This is a genomic window from Streptomyces sp. CG 926, from assembly GCF_003148825.1.
GTDB lineage: Bacteria > Actinomycetota > Actinomycetes > Streptomycetales > Streptomycetaceae > Streptomyces.
This window is the reverse complement of record NZ_QGGZ01000003.1, coordinates 399,882-417,700: the sequence shown is the minus strand read 5'-3', so window position 1 is coordinate 417,700 and position 17,819 is coordinate 399,882. Positions and strand designations below refer to the sequence as shown.

General features: G+C 72.0%; 14 protein-coding genes. 4 read left to right on the top strand and 10 right to left on the bottom strand.

Annotated features, from left to right (window positions below; all coding sequences use genetic code 11):
• Positions 1–14 precede the first annotated feature (14 nt).
• The 9 genes from BCL76_RS10535 to BCL76_RS10495 all read right to left on the bottom strand — a co-directional run bounded on the left by BCL76_RS10535 (position 15) and on the right by BCL76_RS10495 (position 11,044).
• The gene (locus tag BCL76_RS10535) at positions 15–1,115 is read right to left on the bottom strand and encodes a potassium channel family protein (RefSeq protein ID WP_109779217.1); all 1,101 of its coding nucleotides are present in this window, start codon (positions 1,113–1,115) and stop codon (positions 15–17) included.
• Positions 1,103–2,449, bottom strand: coding sequence for a molybdopterin molybdotransferase MoeA (locus tag BCL76_RS10530; RefSeq protein ID WP_109779216.1), 1,347 nt, complete (start codon positions 2,447–2,449; stop codon positions 1,103–1,105). Before BCL76_RS10530 ends, BCL76_RS10535 begins: the two co-directional genes overlap by 13 nt.
• Positions 2,446–3,336 (bottom strand): NTP transferase domain-containing protein, encoded by an 891-nt coding sequence (locus BCL76_RS10525; protein WP_109779464.1) that lies wholly within the window; start codon positions 3,334–3,336, stop codon positions 2,446–2,448. Before BCL76_RS10525 ends, BCL76_RS10530 begins: the two co-directional genes overlap by 4 nt.
• 243 nt (positions 3,337–3,579) lie before the next feature.
• Entirely contained in the window at positions 3,580–4,119 is a 540-nt protein-coding gene (locus tag BCL76_RS10520; protein ID WP_030014634.1) for a bacterial proteasome activator family protein, read from the bottom strand.
• Positions 4,120–4,226: 107 nt separating this feature from the next.
• On the bottom strand, positions 4,227–6,983 hold the full coding sequence (locus BCL76_RS10515; RefSeq protein ID WP_258309555.1) for an ABC transporter permease: 2,757 nt from the start codon (positions 6,981–6,983) through the stop codon (positions 4,227–4,229).
• Between the two features lie 101 nt (positions 6,984–7,084).
• The gene (locus BCL76_RS10510; RefSeq protein WP_109779214.1) at positions 7,085–7,849 is read right to left on the bottom strand and encodes an ABC transporter ATP-binding protein; all 765 of its coding nucleotides are present in this window, start codon (positions 7,847–7,849) and stop codon (positions 7,085–7,087) included.
• 25 nt (positions 7,850–7,874) lie between these two features.
• Positions 7,875–8,531, bottom strand: coding sequence for a PadR family transcriptional regulator (locus BCL76_RS10505; protein ID WP_109779213.1), 657 nt, complete (start codon positions 8,529–8,531; stop codon positions 7,875–7,877).
• A gap of 118 nt (positions 8,532–8,649) precedes the next feature.
• Positions 8,650–9,192, bottom strand: coding sequence for a hypothetical protein (locus BCL76_RS10500; RefSeq protein ID WP_109779212.1), 543 nt, complete (start codon positions 9,190–9,192; stop codon positions 8,650–8,652).
• Positions 9,193–9,379: 187 nt separating this feature from the next.
• On the bottom strand, positions 9,380–11,044 hold the full coding sequence (locus BCL76_RS10495; RefSeq protein WP_109779211.1) for a protein kinase domain-containing protein: 1,665 nt from the start codon (positions 11,042–11,044) through the stop codon (positions 9,380–9,382).
• A gap of 229 nt (positions 11,045–11,273) precedes the next feature.
• Between BCL76_RS10495 and BCL76_RS10490 the strand changes: the two genes are divergently transcribed.
• Positions 11,274–12,890 (top strand): protein kinase domain-containing protein, encoded by a 1,617-nt coding sequence (locus BCL76_RS10490; RefSeq protein ID WP_109779210.1) that lies wholly within the window; start codon positions 11,274–11,276, stop codon positions 12,888–12,890.
• Between the two features lie 242 nt (positions 12,891–13,132).
• On the opposite strand, the gene BCL76_RS10485 is transcribed toward BCL76_RS10490, so the two are convergent.
• Positions 13,133–13,795 carry a response regulator gene (locus BCL76_RS10485; protein WP_109779209.1) on the bottom strand — a complete coding sequence of 221 codons (663 nt, stop codon included), beginning with the start codon at positions 13,793–13,795 and terminating at the stop codon, positions 13,133–13,135.
• 327 nt (positions 13,796–14,122) lie between these two features.
• Between BCL76_RS10485 and pdhA the strand changes: the two genes are divergently transcribed.
• Genes pdhA through BCL76_RS10470 form a run of 3 tightly spaced genes read left to right on the top strand, consistent with a single transcriptional unit; the run spans position 14,123 to position 17,736 of the window.
• Positions 14,123–15,325: a pyruvate dehydrogenase (acetyl-transferring) E1 component subunit alpha gene (gene pdhA, locus BCL76_RS10480; RefSeq protein ID WP_030010543.1), complete on the top strand. Its 1,203-nt coding sequence runs from the start codon at positions 14,123–14,125 to the stop codon at positions 15,323–15,325.
• Complete coding sequence (locus BCL76_RS10475; protein WP_109779208.1) at positions 15,325–16,305, top strand: alpha-ketoacid dehydrogenase subunit beta; 981 nt, start codon at positions 15,325–15,327, stop codon at positions 16,303–16,305. Before pdhA ends, BCL76_RS10475 begins: the two co-directional genes overlap by 1 nt.
• A 12-nt stretch (positions 16,306–16,317) precedes the next feature.
• Positions 16,318–17,736 (top strand): dihydrolipoamide acetyltransferase family protein, encoded by a 1,419-nt coding sequence (locus BCL76_RS10470; protein ID WP_109779207.1) that lies wholly within the window; start codon positions 16,318–16,320, stop codon positions 17,734–17,736.
• Positions 17,737–17,819 lie beyond the last annotated feature (83 nt).

The following is a 17,819-nucleotide window of genomic DNA, read 5'->3' as shown; positions in this document are numbered from 1 at the left end:
ACGCCACGGCGCGGCTACTCGGCAGGACCCAGCCGCACCGCGGGCGAAGTCGGCGGTACCGCCCGCACGATGGTGATGAGACGGTCCGTCAGCTGGATCGGGCTCGCGTGCGGATCGTCGTACGCGAGCAGCCGGTGCCCACGCAGCACGCTCACCACCAGGTCCTCGGTGTCCCGTACCGACTTGCCGACCTCGGCCTTGCGGGCGGGGCGTTCGACGAGGTCGAGGCCGCTGCCCTGCTGGATGAGGTCCTCCATCACGGTGCCCGCGGCCGGGCTGAGCACCGACAGGCCCAGCAGTCGGCCGGCCGCGCTCGCGCTCGTGATGACGGCGTCGGCCCCGGACTGGCGCAGCAGCGGGGCGTTCTCCTCCTCGCGCACCGCCGCGACGATCTTCGCCCCGCGGTTGAGCTGTCGGGCGGTCAGGGTGACCAGGACCGCCGTGTCGTCCCGCTGGGTGGCGATGACGATCTGACGGGCCTTCTGCAGCTCGGCGCGGAGCAGGACGTCGGAGCGGGTGGCGTCGCCGACCACGCCCGTGAACCCCTCCGCGTTGGCCGTGTCGATCACCTTGGCGCTGGGATCGACGATGACGACCTGCTCCTTGGAGAGGCCGGTGGCCAGCAGCGTCTGAAGGGCCGAGCGGCCCTTCGTACCGAAGCCGATGACGACCGTGTGCTCACGCAAGTTCTTCCTCCAGCTCTTCAGCCGCCACTCTTCCCTCGTCCGTTCCGTCAGGACTTCCAGGGTGGTACCGACCAGGATGATCAGGAACAGCACACGCAGCGGGGTGATCAGCAGGATGTTGATCAATCGTGCGCTGTCGCTGTACGGCACGATGTCGCCGTAGCCGGTCGTGGACAGCGTCACCGTCGCGTAGTAGAAGCAGTCGAGGAGATCGACCGTTTCGTTGGCGTTGTCGTGGTAGCCGCCCCGGTCCAGCCACACGATGAACACGGTCAGGAAGAGGACGAACAGGGCCATCAGCAGGCGCTTGGTGACCTGGGTCAGCGGGTTCTCGACGACGCGTTTGGGCAACTTGATGCGCCGGGAGACGAGTTTCTCGTCGGCGCCACGGGCCATGGAGTCCTGGCCGTGCAGTTTCACGTGAAACATCCTCCAGAAGCCCAGGGCAGATCGAGAATCTCCAGTTCCTGTCCGGACCGCGCGCCGCCCGGCGGTACGACGGCCAGTGCGTCGGCGGCGGCCACACCCCGCAGCATCGCAGGTCCGTGGTAGCGCAGCGGCACCGCGTGCTCGTCGCTGAGCAGGACCGGCACCAGCCGGGTGTCGTACGGGTGGCCGGGTACGTCGCTCTGCACCGGCGCCGTGTAGCGGGGGCGCCTGCGGCGGCCGGCGAGGGCGCGCAGCAGGGGGTCGGCGAGGGTCAGCAGACCGGAGACGGCGGCCAGCGGGTTGCCGGGCAGCCCGACCACATGGCGCACCGCGTTCTCGTCGGGCGCCCCGGACCCGATGCGGGCCAGCAGCATGGGGTGGCCGGGGCGTACCGCCACCCCGTCGACCAGCAGTTCGGCGCCGGCCTTGTGCAGGACCGGGCGGACGTGGTCGACGGGTCCGGCGGCGGTGCCGCCCGTGGTGACCAGGACATCGGCGGTGCTGGTGGTGACGGCCTCCAGCAGGGCTTCGACCCCCGCCGGGTCGTCGCCGAGCCGCCGCGTGCCGATGACCTCCGCGCCGAGGCGGTCGATCCAGGGTCCGAGCATGGGGCTGAGGGCGTCGCGGACCAGACCTTCGTGCGGGAGGCCCTCGGTGAGCAGCTCGTCGCCGAGGACCAGGATCTCCACGCGCGGGCGGGGCCGGGTGGTCACCTCGTCGTACCCGGCGGCAGCGGCGAGCCCCAGCACGGCCGGGGTGACCAGGGAGCCGGCGGGCAGCAGCAGGTCGCCGGAGCGGCACTCCTGGCCGCGCGGGCGGATGTCCTGGCCGGTGAGCACGGGTCGGTCGGCGAAGAGCTGGGTGCCGGCCTCGCGGCAGTGCTCGCTGCGGATGACGGCCGTGGCGTCGGCGGGGATCCGGGCGCCGGTGGCGATCCGTACGGCCTCGCCGTCCGTGAGGGGCTCCGGCCGCTCGGAGCCGGCCAGGACGCCGGCGCCGGCGCGCACGCTCCAGGGGCCGGGGCCCGCGACGGCCCAGCCGTCCATGGCGGAGGTGTCGAAGGACGGCAGGTCGGTGAGCGCGTCCAAGGGGGAGGCCAGGACCTCGCCGAGGGCGGCCGCCAGGGGCACGCGACGGGTACGGGGCCGCACCCCGCTCCCGGCGCGGGCGGCGGTGTCCCGAGCCCGCTGCCAGCCCGCCGCGCGGTGGGCGCCCGTGCCGCCGCCCGCACCGCCCGCACCGCCCGAGCTGTCGGTGACGCCGTTCTCGGGGGCACGGCTGACCAGCGCCAGGGCCTCGTCGAGGGCCTGCTCGGCGGAGTTCGTGGGGGTCATCCGGAGCCGTTCTGTTCGGCGGAGTCGGCCGCTGCCTCGTCGGCCCACCGCAGCGCCAGGTCGGCCGCCTTGCGGGAGGCCTCGGCGACGGCCTGGGCGGGGTCGGCGCCGGTGGCGGCGGCGTGGGCGGCCGCGTAGCCGACCAGGAAGGTGGTCAGCGGGGCGGCGGGCCGGGCGACGCCGTGGGCGGCGTCCCGGGCGAGGTCGAGCAGGGTCTTGGTGTCGACGGTGAGGTCGATGCCCAGCTCACTCTTGACGGCGGTGATCCATTGCTCCAGCACGCTTCCATGCTCCCTGATCCGGGCGCGGGCGACGGCGAGATCGTCCCAGGTGTCGCAGTCGAAGGAGGCGAGTGGCCGGGACGTGACGCGGGCGAGGTCCAGTTCGGCGGTGAGTGCGCGCAGCGGGAGCCCGGTGAGGGTGCCGTGCTCGGCGGCGAGCAGGGCGATCTCGCGGCGCAGCGGCTCGGCCCGGTAGGCGGCGACCAGCGGCTGGTCCCGGCCGTCGGGGTCCCGCAGCATCGCCCCGTCCGCGCCGGGGGTCGCGGGCGCCGGGCCCGCGGACGGGGCCTCCAGCAGGGCCCGTACGGTCTCCCGGTCCAGGAACGGCAGGTCGGCGGAGAGCACGAGGACCAGCTCGGCGGTGGTCCGGCGCAGCCCGGCGTCGAGCGCGGCCACCGGGCCGCCGCCGGGCGGGTCCTCGCGGGTCCAGTGGACCGGTCGCGCGGTGGGGCGACGACCGCCGACGACGACGGTGGTGCGGGCGTCCGGGCAGGCGTCGAGGACGCGGTCGAGGAGTGCGCGGCCGCCGACGCTCAGCGCGGGCTTGTCGGCCCCGCCGAGTCGCCGAGCGGCGCCGCCGGCCAGCACGATCGCGTCGTAGCTCATGCCCATGAGTATGCGGCGGCCATGTCCCTGGGCGGGAGCCGCGCCTGTTGCCGGGGGCGCCGCCCCCGGACCCCCGCGCCTCAAACGCCGGCGGGGCTGAAGGGGCGCCTCAAACGCCGGCGGGGCTGAAAAGAAGCGCCTCAAACGCCGGCGGGGCTGGATTGGGCGCCGGCGGGGCTGAGAGGGTGGGGTCGAAAAAGCGGGGCCCGGGTGGGCCCCGCTGTTTCTGCTGTCCGCCGGAGGCTAGAGGTAGGGGCCCGAGCGGATCGCGCCGTGGCCGCCGTCCTCGTCGTCGTCGTGCGGGCCGCCCGGCGGGAGGGCGCGGCGCATCTGCTCCAACTGGGCCCGCGCCGCCATCTGCTGCGCGAACAGGGCCGTCTGGATGCCGTGGAAGAGGCCCTCCAGCCAGCCCACCAACTGTGCCTGGGCGATCCGCAGTTCCGCCTCGGAGGGAATGGCCTCCTCGGTGAACGGGAGGGACAGGCGCTCCAGTTCCTCCACGAGCTCCGGGGCCAGGCCGTCCTCCAGCTCCTTCACCGAGGCGGCATGGATGTCCTTGAGCCGGACCCGGCTCGCCTCGTCGAGAGGCGCGGCACGTACCTCTTCCAGGAGTTGCTTGATCATGCTGCCGATCCGCATGACCTTGGCGGGCTGTTCGACCATTTCCGTCACCGGGACCTCGCGCGACTCGTCATCGGCGTCGCCGACCGCCGTCCCGTCCTGTCCCACAATCAGAACGTGCGGGGGGCTGTCCTGCGACCGTTCACTCCTCGGCATCTCCATGCCGTCATTCTCTCGCACACCTCCGTACTCACACGGTGTGCCCCCGTACAGTCGTGATCCACCCTGTACGGGGGCACCAGCCTGGTACCGGTTCCGGGCCTCGGGGCCTACCCCGCGGCCCGTCGGGCCAGCGCGCCGCTGGAGCGGGTGACCAGGGCCGCCAGCAGGGCGGCGCCCAGCGGAACCACGACGAGCAGCCCGCCGAGGGTCTCCCACGGCACGGAGATCGGCACGAACGGCACGGCTTCCGTCACCGTCGAGAAGCCCTGCTCGATCGACTCCTGGTGGAGCGTCTGCGCCACCCGCTGTTCCGTCAGGCGCAGGCCGACGGCGGGCAGGATCCCGGCGATCGAGCCCAGGACGACGCCCATCAGGGCGACCACCCCGCACTGGAAGCCGCTCAGCGTCCGTCGCACCCGCGGCGGCGCGCCCACCGCGGCCAGCGTCTTCAGGTCGGCCTCGGCGTCGGCCTGGGCCAGCCCGGTGGCGATGCCGGCCGCGCCGATGGTGACGATCCCCGCGAAGATGGCGAGGGCGAGCATGACGAGGCTGTTGTCGCCCTCGTAGCCCTTCTCGATGCGCAGGGAGGCCTCCACGGCCATCCGGTCGATCTCCCCGTCCAGCTTCTGGCGCTGCTCGCTGGTCGGGATCCCGTCGAGGCTGAAGTACGAGCCCACGGGCGCGGTGGCCAGTCCGGCGGACTTGGCCGCCGAGGGCGGCAGGATCAGCTCGATGCCCCAGCCCTCGACCGAGTCGGGGGCCACATGGACGGGGAGGGCCTTGTCCTCACCGGGCGTCTCGTCGTAGCGCCCGTGCATGATGTCGTCCTCCCCCGGGTCGGTGATGATCCGCAGGGTGAGCTTGCCGTCCTTGACCTGGCGCTTGTCGAAGGAGACGGCCTGGCCGGCCTTGAGGGCGGCCACGGTGCCCGGGTCGGTGACCGCGAGCACGCTCAGCACCTTCTCGTCGCCGACGAGGACGGAGTGCTGCGTGCCGTGCCGGGACTCCTGGCAGCGCCAGTCCTGGCGCAGTTCCCTGCGCTGCTCCGGCGGGAAGCTGTCGATGCCCTTGGTGTCCTCGTAGAGCGGGCAGCGCTGCTCCTTGGGCGTGATGATCTCCACCCGCCCGCAGCCGGGGTCCGTGGCGTAGGACTCGCAGCTCGGCTTGCCGACGACCAGCCGCTCGATGTCCGCCCGCTGTGTCAGCGGCAGTTGCTTGCCGAGGGCCTCGCGCAGGGCGGGCACCTCCTTGTACGCGGCGTTCTCGTTGGCCTCCAGCAGTCCGGTGCCGTGCGGCAGATCGGCCCGGTACTCCTGGCGCATCTGGACGTCGTTGCTCTGCTGGTACGTCGCCACGGCGACGGTGCCGGCGACGGCGGCGAGTACGGCGGCCACCGCGGGGGCCGTACGCCCGCGGTTGCGGACGGCGTCGCGCAGCGCGAGCCGCGGCGACAGCGGCAGCCACCGGCCGAGCCGGCCGAACAGGCCGACCAGGACGGGGGTGAGGGCGACGATGCCGAGTTCGGCGATGGCGCTGCCGCCCGCCACGACCGTGCTGCCGAGCCGGGAGGTGGTGCCGTACAGGGCGATCGCGGCGCCGGCGGCGACGGCGATCAGGCCGAGGACGGGCAGCACCCGGTTGGCCTTGCGGACGCCGCGGCGGCCGGTCAGCGAGGCCAGCACGGTCTGCCGGGAGGCGTTGACGGCGGGGACGATCGCGGCGAGCAGACCGGTGATCACGGCGAGCAGGGCGATGCCGGCCAGTTCCAGGGGGCGGAAGTCGAGGCCGCCGAAGCGGTTGCCGAGGGTGTCCTCCAGCACCGGCCGCAGGACGACGGTGAGCAGGATGCCGATGACGGTGCCGATCACGGCGGCGACCGCGCCGAGGACCAGGCCGCCGGAGAGCACGATGGAGCGGATGTGGCGTCGGTCGCCGCCGTTGGCGCCGACCAGGCCGAGCTGGCGGCGCGAGCGGCGGGCGCCGACGGCGAAGGCCGGACCGGCGAGCAGGCAGATCTCCAGCATGGCCAGGCCCGCGACGGTGGCCAGGATGGCCGTTTCGACGACCTTGTTGCCGTCGCGCTCGAACATCGACTTCGGCTCGTCCTTGTAGAGCGGGACGTCGGAGTCGGCGGGCGGGTCGAGGATGACGGCGCGGGAGATGACGAGCAGGCCCTTGGCGTTGGCCGCCTTGACGGCGTCCCAGGTGACACCCGCGCCGCCGACCTTGATCAGGTAGGTGTCGTCGGGGGTCACCGCGCGGCCGCCGGACTCCGCCACCGCCTTGTTCAGCGGGGCCATCAGCGTCCCGGGCGGGGCGATGATCTCGGGGCGTTCGAGTTCGTCCGGCAGCTCGTAGGAGCCGACGATCTTGTACGGGGAGGTGGCGCCGCGCGGGGTGACCGAGGAGCCGACGTAGAGACCGGAGTCCCTCAGGAAGGCCCGGGTGGCGATGACCTCGCCCGCAACCTCGGGCCGCCGGCCGCGGTCGAACGTGAGCATGCCCTCCACCAGCGGGCTGTGCGTGTCGAGTTCACGCAGGTGGGTGTCGAGCAGCCCGTGCGTGGTGCGGACCTTGGCGTAGCCGCCGCTGTCCTTGAGGATCTGGGCCCCGGCCGGGAGTGCGGCCTCGATCGGTCCCGGCTTCTCCCGCGGGGTCTTGGAGGGGTCGTAGTCCTTGTAGCCGCCGACGGGCGCGGAGGACGAGCCGTCGGGGCTCTGGTTGATGGGCCCGGCCGTGTACGAGCCGTTCACCGCGGCGTCGGCGGTGCCGAGCATCCGGGAGAGCGACTGCTCGGTGGAGAGTTCGGCGCTGCGCAGCGTGAGGTCGGCGGCGCTCACCCCGATGATCGGCAGGGCGAGCATCGCGAGGACGAGGGAGCTGCGGCCCTTGGCGCGCCAGGCGTCGCGGCGGGCTATGCGTAGGGCCGCTATCCAGGAGTGGTACCAGCCTTGGAGCACAGTGGTCACTGGCCGGCCGCCTGCCCGGAGAGGAGGGAGTCGGCGTGGCTGCGCAGGGTCTCGTCGACCACGCTGCCGTCGCGCAGGAAGACCACGCGGTCGGCCCAGGCCGCGAACCGCGGCTCGTGCGTGACGAGGATCCCCGCGGCGCCCGCGTCGCAGCGGGCGCGCAGCAGGGCGAGGACGGACTCGCCGGTCTCGGAGTCGAGGGCACCGGTCGGCTCGTCGGCGAGGACCAGGCGGCGGTCGCCCACGAGGGCGCGGGCGATGGCCACGCGCTGCTGCTGGCCGCCGGACATCTCGTCGGGGAAGCGGTCGGCGAGCTGACCGAGGCCCATCTCCTCCAGCGCGGCGACCGCGGAGGCGCGGGCCTTGCGGGCGGAGATCCCGTCGAGTTCCCGGGGCAGTGCCACGTTCTCGGCGGCGGTCAGGGCCGGTATGAGGTTGTAGTCCTGGAAGACGTACCCGATGCTGCGGCGGCGCAGGGCGGCCAGCTGCTTGCGGCTCGCGGTGGTGATGTCGGTGCCCTCGACGATCACCCGGCCGCTGCTCGGGGTGTCGAGGCCGCCCGCGAGGGTGAGCAGCGTGGACTTGCCGGAGCCGGAGGGGCCCATGACGGCGACGAGTTCGCCGGGGAACACGGAGAGGTTGATCCCCCGCAGGGCGTGCACCTCGGTGGCGCCGCTGCCGTGCGTGCGGACGAGCTGGTCCAACTGCAGTACGGGCTGCTGGGCCGGGGGCTTGGACTGGGGCTGGGGCTGGTCAGGCATGGAGTGTCCCCCCTGGAACGGTGGTTCAGCCACGACGCGTACGAGCGGTACGACGGGGCCGGGTGGTGGTGGGCGGGGCCTGGGTCTCGGCGGTGGCGGCCTGGGGCGGTTCGGGTTCGGCGGCTCTCCGGTCGGCCGGCAGGGAGAGCCGGACGAGCCGGGCTTCGCAGTGGTCGAGCCAGCGGGCCTCGGCCTCCGTCTGGAAGATCAGCTGCTCCAGGACGAGGAGCCAGGCCACGTCGTCGCGCTCACGGGATCGGCCGCTCTCGACCGCGGCGAGCGCGGTGGCCTTGAGCCGGGTGTAGTCCTGCATCGCCTTGATCGTGGCGTGGCGCTGGGACTGGATGACGGAGCGGATGTCCACGCCCGGTGCGCCCACCGCCATGGCGAGCTTGATGGACAGCTCGTCGCGGGGCGGGTTGGCCCGGTCGACGGGGCGCTCGTACCACTGGAGCAGCTCGGTGCGCCCGGCGTCGGTGATGGCGTAGAGGGTGTGGCCGGCGGCGTCCTCGCCGTCAGGGGCGACGAGGCCGTCCCGTTCGAGACGGGCGAGGGTCGTGTACACCTGCCCGACGTTGAGCGGCCAGGTGGAGCCGGTGCGGGATTCGAACTCGGTGCGTAGCTGAGAGCCGTACCGAGGACCCCGTTCCAGCAGGGCGAGTAGCCCGTGACGGATCGACATACTCGGTATGTATACCGAGTATGTTCACTCCCTGCAACCATCCTGAGGAGTACGCCGCAAGGGGGATCGGCGCCGGGAGCGGGCGTGGGGCGGGCCGGGAGCGGATGGTCCGGGTCGCTCACATCCCGCGGCGCAGGCGCACCCCGAGGTAGCCGAGGCCGAGGCCCATCAAGGCGAATCCGGTGCCGAGCGGCAGTATGTGCGCGGCCAGGTCGGCGGCCCGATCGTTGGTCCCGTTGCCGAGGGTGGTGACCACCGCCGGGGGCGGGCTCGGGGCGGCGACGGCGCTCGTCGAGCGGGGTGTGGGAGTGGCGGGAGTGGCGGGAGAGGTCGGGTTGGTGGGGGTGGCGGGCTCGGTGCGCGGACGGGTCGGCAGCCGGGGCCGGGAGGCCACCATCAGCTCCGGGTTGGCGGGCTCGCCCACCGGCCGCCCGGGGTGCTCACGGCCGACGCCGGCGAGGCTGCCGGCCAGTTCCTCGTGGGGGTCGTCGGGCGAGGCGGGCAGGACGGGCAAGGCAGGCAGGGCGGGCAGCGCGGGCGAGGCGAAGTGTCGGGCCGGGGCCAGGAAGGGGCCGCCGTACGCGGAAGCGGTGGGCGCGAGCGCGGCGGCCGCCAGGGCCGCGCAGGCCAGCCAGTGCGGCGCGCGGAAGCCTTGGATCACGGGGAGCCCCTCCCGTCCCGAGCCACGAGCTGCTCGCTGCGCGTCAGAGATATGCGCCCAGATTTACATAGTGAGGCAAAAGCGGCATCCCGGACGCCCCATCGGGGTGCCCGGGATGCCGGTGTGTCGGACCGCGGTACCTGCCTCGCGGTACCTGCCGCGCCGCCGTGCGGCGGTGTCCGTCGCGCTATTCGGGGTTGCCGGTCGACACGGTCAGCGTGAACTCCGTGCCTTCCTTGTCGATCTTGTCGCCCGCGGCCGGGGTCTGGAACAGCACCGTGTCCTTGCCGTACACGGCTTCATCCTTCGTCTCGATCTTGTACCTGCCGCCCGAGGCCTGGATGCACTCCTTCACCGAGAGCAGGTTCTTGTACTTGAAGTCCGGGGCCATGTACTTGCCGGACTCGCTGTAGTGCTTCACCGGCTCCGTGCACTTCTTCGGGTCGATCGTGCGCGTGGTGTCCGGCCCCTTGAACCCGGCCTTGGCGGAGGTACTGGCGGACGTGGAGGCACCCGGGTCCGCGGTCGTGTCCTTGCCCTTGTCCTTGTCGCCGTCCATGGAGAGCGCCGCGATCAGACCGCCGACGGCCAGCAACGCCACCGCGATCGCGCCCACGAGCACCGGCATGTTCCGCTTGCCGCCGCCGGAGGCCGCGGTCGTGCCCGACGTGGTGGGGGAGATCGTGTACGGCGGCGGGGTCTGCGGCGCGTACTGCTGCTGCGGCGCCGGCGTGTGCGGGTAGGCGTAGCCGCCCTGCGCGTGCTGCTGCGGGGCCGGCGTCGGCGCGTACGGGGCCGGCGTCGGGGTGTGCGGAGCCTGGTACGGCTGCTGCACCGACTGCGGGGGCGTCCGGTACCCGGACTCCACCGGCGGGAACACGGCCGAGGCCACCCCCGCGCCGCTGCTCAGGGGCGCCTGGCCCTGGATGATGACCGGCGCACCGGTCTGCCCGGAGCCCAGTACCCGTGCGACCTCGTCCCCCATGGCCGCGGCCGTGGGGAAACGCTCGTTCGGGTTCTTCTTCAGGGCCCGCGCCACCAGCGCGTCCATCGCCGGGGTCAGCGACCGGTTGACGGAGGACGGGGCGACCGGCTCCTCCTGCACGTGGGCGTAGGCGATGGCCAGCGGCGAGTCCGCGTCGAAGGGGATCCGCCCGGTCAGCAGCTGGAACAGCATGATGCCGACCGAGTAGAGGTCGGAACGGGCGTCGACCCCGCGCCCCAGCGCCTGCTCGGGCGAGAGGTACTGGGGGGTGCCGACGACCATGCCGGTCTGCGTCATCGAGGTGACCCCCGACTGCATGGCGCGGGCGATGCCGAAGTCCATCACCTTGACCACGCCACGCTTGTTCACCATGACGTTGCCGGGCTTGATGTCGCGGTGGACGAGCCCCATCTCGTGGCTGGTCTCCAGCGCGGCCAGCACATCGGCCGTCACCTTCAGCGCCTTGTCGGCCGGCATGGCCCCGTACTGGCGGATGTCCTCCTCCAGCACCGAGCCCAGCGGCCGGCCCTCCACGTACTCCATGACGATGTACGGCATCACCGCGCCGTCGCCCGCGGCGGCACCGCCGAACGTCACTTCGCCCTCGCCGGTATCGAATACCGAGACGATGTTCGTGTGCGACAGTTTCGCTACAGCCTGGGCCTCGCGGCGGAACCGCTCGCGGAAGGACTGCTCGCGGCCGAGGTCGCTGTGCAGCGTCTTGATGGCGACCTGCCGGTCGAGGGCCGAGTCGTACGCCAGGTACACGGACGCCATACCGCCCGCACCCAGCAAGTCCCTTAGCTGGTAACGGCCACCGGCCAGAGAGCCGCCCGCGTACTGGCCCTGAGTGCCGTCCTGGCTCATGACTGTTGCTTCCCCTCGGGATGTGTCCCCACGCCGCTGGCCGGGCGCATATGGCGCCCAGTCTGCCGCAGGGCAAGCACACGTCAAGCCAGGTGCCCGTTCCGTGACCACACGTGCACAGGGGGCCTTGTCCGAACGGTGACCGGTTCCGAGGCTGTAGCGTTCACCGGAGCACCGACGAAGAGCACGACCGCAGAGCGGCGGCCGAGAGATACGACGGCGAGGACTGATGGCACCCGAACCCGATGGAAACGGCGCCGGGATGACCGACGGTCCTGAGCACTGGGGCGCAGGCGGCCTGGTGGGCGACGGCCGTTACCGGATGACGCACCGGCTGGGCCGCGGCGGTATGGCCGAGGTGTTCGCCGCCGAGGACGTCCGCCTGGGCCGCACGGTCGCCGTGAAGCTGCTGCGCGCGGACCTCGCCGAGGACCCGGTGTCCAAGGCCCGCTTCACGCGCGAGGCGCAGTCCGTCGCCGGACTCAACCACCACGCCGTCGTCGCCGTGTACGACTCGGGCGAGGACCGGGTCGGCCCGAACACCGTCCCGTACATCGTCATGGAGCTCGTCGAGGGCCGCACCATCCGCGAACTCCTGCTCAGTGCCGAGGCCCCGGGCCCCGAGCAGGCGCTCATCATCACCTCGGGCGTGCTCGAAGCCCTCGCGTACTCGCACCAGCACGGCATCGTGCACCGCGACATCAAGCCCGCGAACGTCATCATCACCGAGACCGGCGCGGTCAAGGTGATGGACTTCGGCATCGCCCGCGCCCTGCACGGCGCCCAGTCGACGATGACCCAGACCGGCATGGTCATGGGTACCCCGCAGTACCTGTCGCCCGAGCAGGCCCTCGGCAAGGCCGTCGACCACCGTTCCGACCTGTACGCGACCGGCTGCCTGCTCTACGAACTGCTCGCGCTGCGGCCCCCCTTCACCGGCGAGACCCCGCTGTCGGTGGTCTACCAGCACGTCCAGGACGCGCCGGTGCCGCCCTCGCAGCTGCCGGAGGGCCGGCACCTCCCGCAGGAGCTCGACGGTCTGGTCATGCGCTCCCTCGCCAAGGACCCGGACGACCGGTTCCAGAGCGCGGAGGAGATGCGCGGGCTGGTCCAGTACGCGCTCCAGATGCTGCACGACCAGGGGCCGAACACCGGCACCTGGAGCACCGGCCCGGTCACCATGACCCTGCCGCACGGGCGGGGCGGTGCCTCTCCCACCACGGCCATGCCCCTGCCCGGGAACGGCGGTCAGCAGCAGTACGGGGCGCACGCCTCGACCTCGCAGTTCCAGCAGCCGATGGTGCCGTCGCTGAACCCGGACGACGGCTCGGCCTTCCCCGGCGGCCACGGCCCGGCCGGCAACGGCGGCTACGACGGATACGACGGGTACGAGGAGCGCGGCGGCAGCCGTTGGAAGGGGTGGCTGTTCGCGGTCCTCGCGATCGTGGCGGTCATGGGCGGCGTGGCCTACGCCGTCAACACCGTGGGCCAGGGCGACAAGAAGAAGCCGGAGACCAACCAGAGCACCCCGGGCGGTCAGCCGAGCCAGTCCGCCTCCCCGAACCTCACCCAGCCGCCGCAGACGCAGGACAACACCCCGGCCACCAACGACAATTCGCCCGCGCCGACCCGTAGTCGCCAGCAGAGCTTCAGCCAGTCGCCGACGCCCACCGCGACGCACTCGCCGACGGGCACGGCCTCGCCGAGCAACTCGCCGTCGACGAAGCCCTCGACGACCCCGTCGACGACGCCGTCGACGAAGCCGTCGACGAAGCCCACGGGGGAGACCGCGGCCGGCGGCGCCGCCGGTGGCCCCGGCGGTGGGGGCACCAACTCGGAGGAGTGAGACGGATACGGGGACGGGCCCGGCGGAATCAATTCCGCCGGGCCCGTCCCCGTATCCGTATCGGTATCCGTATCGCCGGCGAACCGAAGTTCGATACGCGTGTGGACGGGGTCGAAGACCTGGACGTCGATGAAATACGGAATCGGACCGAAGAACTCCAGTTCGACCTCGATGGGGCTCGACGACCTGCGCCGTTCCGGTGAACCGGACCGACCGGGAAGGGGGCTCCGAGGATCCTGGGGTCAGCGGCGCTCGGCCTGCAGGCGGGCCACGTAGGCGGCGGCCTGGGAGCGGCGCTCCATGCCCAGCTTGGAGAGCAGGCTGGAGACGTAATTCTTGATCGTCTTCTCGGCCAGGTGCAGACGCTCGCCGATGACACGGTTGGTCAGGCCCTCGCCGATCAGGTCGAGGATCTTCCGCTCCTGGTCGGTGAGGTTGGCGAGGCGGTCGTCGCCCCGGGCGGTCCTGCCGCCGTCGCGCAGCCGCTCCAGCACGCGGGCGGTCGCGATCGGGTCGAGCAGCGACTTCCCGGCGGCCACGTCGCGTACGGCGCTCAGCAGCTCATTGCCGCGGATCGCCTTGAGCACGTAACCGGAGGCGCCGGCCATGATCGCGTCGAACAGCGCCTCGTCGTCCGCGAAGGAGGTCAGCATCAGGCATTTGACGTCCTCGTCCTGCGAGCGGACCTCGCGGCAGACCTCCACACCGCTGCCGTCGGGGAGGCGGACGTCGAGGACGGCCACGTCGGGACGGGTGGCGGGGATGCGCACCAAGGCGTCCGCGGCGGTACCGGCCTCGCCGACGATCACGATGTCCTCTTCGACCGACAAGAGCTCGTGGACGCCCCGACGTACCACTTCGTGGTCGTCCAGGAGGAATACCTTGATTTTTCCGTCTTCGCGCACGAAGTCAGTTTCACACACTCACCCCTTCCCTGCCGGAGTTACCCGGGATAACGTGCCGTTGTTCCCGGCCCCTGCAAGGCTGTGACCAGTGGTTGTTCCCGTTGCTGCGTTTTTACTAGGAAATCCAAGCAAAAACGCAGGTCAAACGGGGTTTCGCAGTTATGCGGCGCACTGGGTAACGTGCATTGCGCAGGGCACTCGCCGGGACACCTGTCACGCCTGAATCCCCGTACGCGACGCGCACCCACCCCGTGCGCTCGTTACGGATACAGGTGAGCCGCACTGGACCCCGGAGAACCCGGGTGCCGGACCGACGGAGGAGCACACGTGACCGTGGAGAGCACTGCCGCGCGCAAGCCGCGACGCAGCAGCGGCACCAAGCGGGCGGCAGGCGCGGCGAACGCCGCCGCCAAGCCCGCCGCTGCCACCGCGCAGACGCAGGACGCCGTACCTCAGCTCGTACAGCTGCTGACGCCCGAAGGGGACCGGGTCGAGAACGCGGACAACGCGGAATTCGCCCCCTTCGTCGCAGACATCACCACCGAGGACCTGCGCGGGCTGTACCGCGACATGGTCATGACCCGCCGCTTCGACGGTGAGGCGACCGCCCTGCAGCGTCAGGGCGAGCTGGGCCTGTGGGCCTCGCTCCTGGGCCAGGAAGCCGCCCAGATCGGCTCCGGCCGGGCGCTGAACGACGAGGACTACGTCTTCCCGACCTACCGTGAGCACGGCGTGGCCTGGTGCCGCGGGGTCGACCCGACCAACCTGCTCGGCATGTTCCGCGGCGTGAACCACGGCGGCTGGGACCCGAACACCAACAACTTCCACCTCTACACGATCGTGATCGGCTCGCAGACGCTGCACGCGACCGGTTACGCGATGGGTGTGGCCAAGGACGGCGCGGACTCCGCGGTCATCGCCTACTTCGGCGACGGCGCGTCCAGCCAGGGCGACGTCGCCGAGGCGTTCACCTTCTCCGCCGTCTACAACTCCCCCGTGGTGTTCTTCTGCCAGAACAACCAGTGGGCGATCTCCGAGCCGACCGAGCGCCAGATGCGCGTGCCGCTCTACCAGCGCGCGCAGGGCTTCGGCTTCCCGGGCGTCCGCGTCGACGGCAACGACGTGCTGGCCTGCCTGGCCGTGACCCGCTGGGCACTGGACCGGGCCCGCCGCGGCGAGGGCCCGACCCTGGTCGAGGCGTTCACGTACCGCATGGGCGCCCACACCACCTCCGACGACCCGACGAAGTACCGGCGGGACGAGGAGACGGCGGCCTGGGAGGCGAAGGACCCGATCCTGCGTCTGAAGGCCCACCTGCTGGCCACCGGGGGCGCCGACGAGGCGTTCTTCACGGAGCTGGAGGCGGAGAGCGAGGCGATGGGCAAGCGCGTGCGCGAGGCCGTGCGCGCCATGCCCGACCCGGACACCATGGCGATCTTCGAGAACGTCTACGCGGACGGGCACGCGCTCGTCGACGAGGAGCGCGCCCAGTTCGCCGCCTACCTCGCGTCCTTCGAGGAGGGTCACTGATGGCTGTCGAAAAGATGTCGATCGCCAAGGCGCTCAACGAGTCGCTGCGCAAGGCGCTGGAGCAGGACCCCAAGGTCCTGATCATGGGTGAGGACGTCGGCAAGCTCGGCGGCGTCTTCCGGATCACCGACGGTCTGCAGAAGGACTTCGGCGAGGAGCGGGTCATCGACACCCCGCTCGCCGAGTCGGGCATCGTCGGCACCGCCATCGGCCTGGCCCTGCGCGGGTACCGGCCGGTCGTGGAGATCCAGTTCGACGGGTTCGTCTTCCCCGCGTACGACCAGATCGTCACGCAGCTCGCGAAGATGCACGCCCGCGCCCTGGGCAAGGTCAAGATGCCCGTCGTCGTGCGCATCCCGTACGCGGGCGGCATCGGCGCGGTCGAGCACCACAGCGAGTCCCCCGAGGCGCTCTTCGCGCACGTGCCGGGCCTCAAGGTGGTCTCCCCCTCGAACGCGAGCGACGCCTACTGGATGCTCCAGCAGGCGATCCTCAGCGACGACCCGGTGATCTTCTTCGAGCCGAAGCGCCGCTACTGGGACAAGGGCGAGGTCGACTTCGACGCCATCCCCGGTGAGCTGCACAAGGCGCGGGTGAGCCGCGAGGGCTCGGACGTGACCCTGGCCGCCTACGGCCCGATGGTGAAGGTCTGCCTGGAGGCCGCGGCCGCGGCCGCCGAGGAGGGCAAGTCGGTGGAGGTCCTCGACCTGCGCTCGATGTCCCCGGTCGACTTCGACGGGATCCAGGCCTCGGTCGAGAAGACCCGCCGGCTCGTGGTGGTCCACGAGGCGCCGGTCTTCCTCGGCGTGGGCGCGGAGATCGCCGCTCGCATCACGGAGCGGTGCTTCTACCACCTGGAGGCGCCGGTCCTGCGCGTGGGCGGTTTCCACGCCCCGTACCCGCCGGCCCGCCTGGAGGACGAGTACCTGCCCGGCCTGGACAGGGTGCTCGACGCCGTCGACCGCTCGCTGGCGTACTAGGAGACCCGCGTCATGACCATCCGCGAATTCAAGATGCCCGATGTGGGCGAGGGCCTCACCGAGGCCGAGATCCTCAAGTGGTACGTCCAGCCCGGTGACACGGTCACCGACGGCCAGGTCGTGTGCGAGGTCGAGACGGCCAAGGCCGCCGTGGAACTGCCGATCCCGTTCGACGGTGTCGTGCACGCGCTCCTCTTCGAGGAGGGCACGACGGTCGATGTCGGCCAGGTCATCATCTCGGTGCAGACCGGCGAGGCCGAGGCCCCGGCCCCCGCCGCCGCCGCGGTGGAAGCGGCCCCGGCCGCCGCCGAGGCCGCCCCGGCCGCCCGCCAGCCCGTCCTGGTCGGCTACGGGGTCTCCGAGGCCTCCACCAAGCGCCGACCGCGCAAGGCCGCCCCGGCGCCCGCCGTGGCAGCGCAGAACGGTACGGCGGCCCCGGTGGCCGCTCCCGCCGCTCCGGCCGCCCCGGCGCCGCTCCCCGCGGTCCCGGCGCAGCCGGCCGGTGAGCGACCGCTGGCCAAGCCGCCGGTGCGCAAGCTCGCAAAGGACCTCGGCATCGACCTGGCCTCGGTGGTCCCCACCGGCGACGGTGGGGTCGTGACCCGGGAGGACGTCCACGCGGCGGCCGCCGCGGCGATCACCCCGCAGGCAGCAGCCGCCTCCGTGGCGGCTCCGGCAGCCGTGGCCGCGCCCGTCGCGGTGGCCGCCGCTCCCGCGGTCGACGCCTCGGCGCGGGAGACCCGTATCCCGGTCAAGGGCGTCCGCAAGGTCACCGCGCAGGCCATGGTCGGCTCGGCCTTCACCGCGCCGCACGTCACCGAGTTCATCACCTTCGACGTGACGCGCACGATGAAGCTGGTCCAGGAGCTCAAGGCCGACCCGGACCTCGCGGGGCTGCGGATCAACCCGCTGCTGCTCATCGCCAAGGCCGTGCTGGTGGCCATCCGCCGCAACCCGGACGTCAACGCGTCCTGGGACGAGGCGGCCCAGGAGATCGTGCTCAAGCACTACGTCAACCTGGGCATCGCGGCGGCCACCCCGCGCGGGCTGATCGTCCCGAACATCAAGGACGCGCACGCCAAGACCCTGGGCGAGCTGTCGGAGTCCCTGTCCGCGCTGGTCGCCACGGCCCGCGACGGCAAGACCTCCCCGGCGGACATGCAGAACGGCACCATCACCATCACCAACGTCGGCGTCTTCGGCGTCGACACCGGTACGCCGATCCTGAACCCGGGCGAGTCCGCGATCCTCGCGGTCGGTGCGATCAAGCTCCAGCCGTGGGTCCACAAGGGCAAGGTCAAGCCGCGCCACGTCACCACCCTGGCGCTGTCCTTCGACCACCGTCTGATCGACGGCGAGCTGGGCTCGCGCTTCCTGGCCGACATCGCGTCGGTCCTGGAGCACCCCCGCCGCCTGATCACCTGGTCGTAGCGGCACGTACGACGTCCCACCCGATGGCCGGTCCCCCTCGTGGAGACCGGCCATCGGTTTGGGCGGAACCATTCGGACCCCCG

Coding starts and splice junctions, on each gene's coding strand:
- BCL76_RS10475 (WP_109779208.1), top strand. CDS start 15,325: ATGGCTGTCGAAAAGATGTCGATCGCCAAGGCGCTCAACGAGTCGCTG.
- BCL76_RS10495 (WP_109779211.1), bottom strand. CDS start 11,044: ATGAGCCAGGACGGCACTCAGGGCCAGTACGCGGGCGGCTCTCTGGCC.
- BCL76_RS10505 (WP_109779213.1), bottom strand. CDS start 8,531: ATGTCGATCCGTCACGGGCTACTCGCCCTGCTGGAACGGGGTCCTCGG.
- BCL76_RS10470 (WP_109779207.1), top strand. CDS start 16,318: ATGACCATCCGCGAATTCAAGATGCCCGATGTGGGCGAGGGCCTCACC.
- BCL76_RS10490 (WP_109779210.1), top strand. CDS start 11,274: ATGGCACCCGAACCCGATGGAAACGGCGCCGGGATGACCGACGGTCCT.
- BCL76_RS10520 (WP_030014634.1), bottom strand. CDS start 4,119: ATGGAGATGCCGAGGAGTGAACGGTCGCAGGACAGCCCCCCGCACGTT.
- BCL76_RS10515 (WP_258309555.1), bottom strand. CDS start 6,983: ATGCTCGCCCTGCCGATCATCGGGGTGAGCGCCGCCGACCTCACGCTG.
- BCL76_RS10510 (WP_109779214.1), bottom strand. CDS start 7,849: ATGCCTGACCAGCCCCAGCCCCAGTCCAAGCCCCCGGCCCAGCAGCCC.
- BCL76_RS10525 (WP_109779464.1), bottom strand. CDS start 3,336: ATGAGCTACGACGCGATCGTGCTGGCCGGCGGCGCCGCTCGGCGACTC.
- BCL76_RS10530 (WP_109779216.1), bottom strand. CDS start 2,449: ATGACCCCCACGAACTCCGCCGAGCAGGCCCTCGACGAGGCCCTGGCG.
- BCL76_RS10535 (WP_109779217.1), bottom strand. CDS start 1,115: ATGTTTCACGTGAAACTGCACGGCCAGGACTCCATGGCCCGTGGCGCC.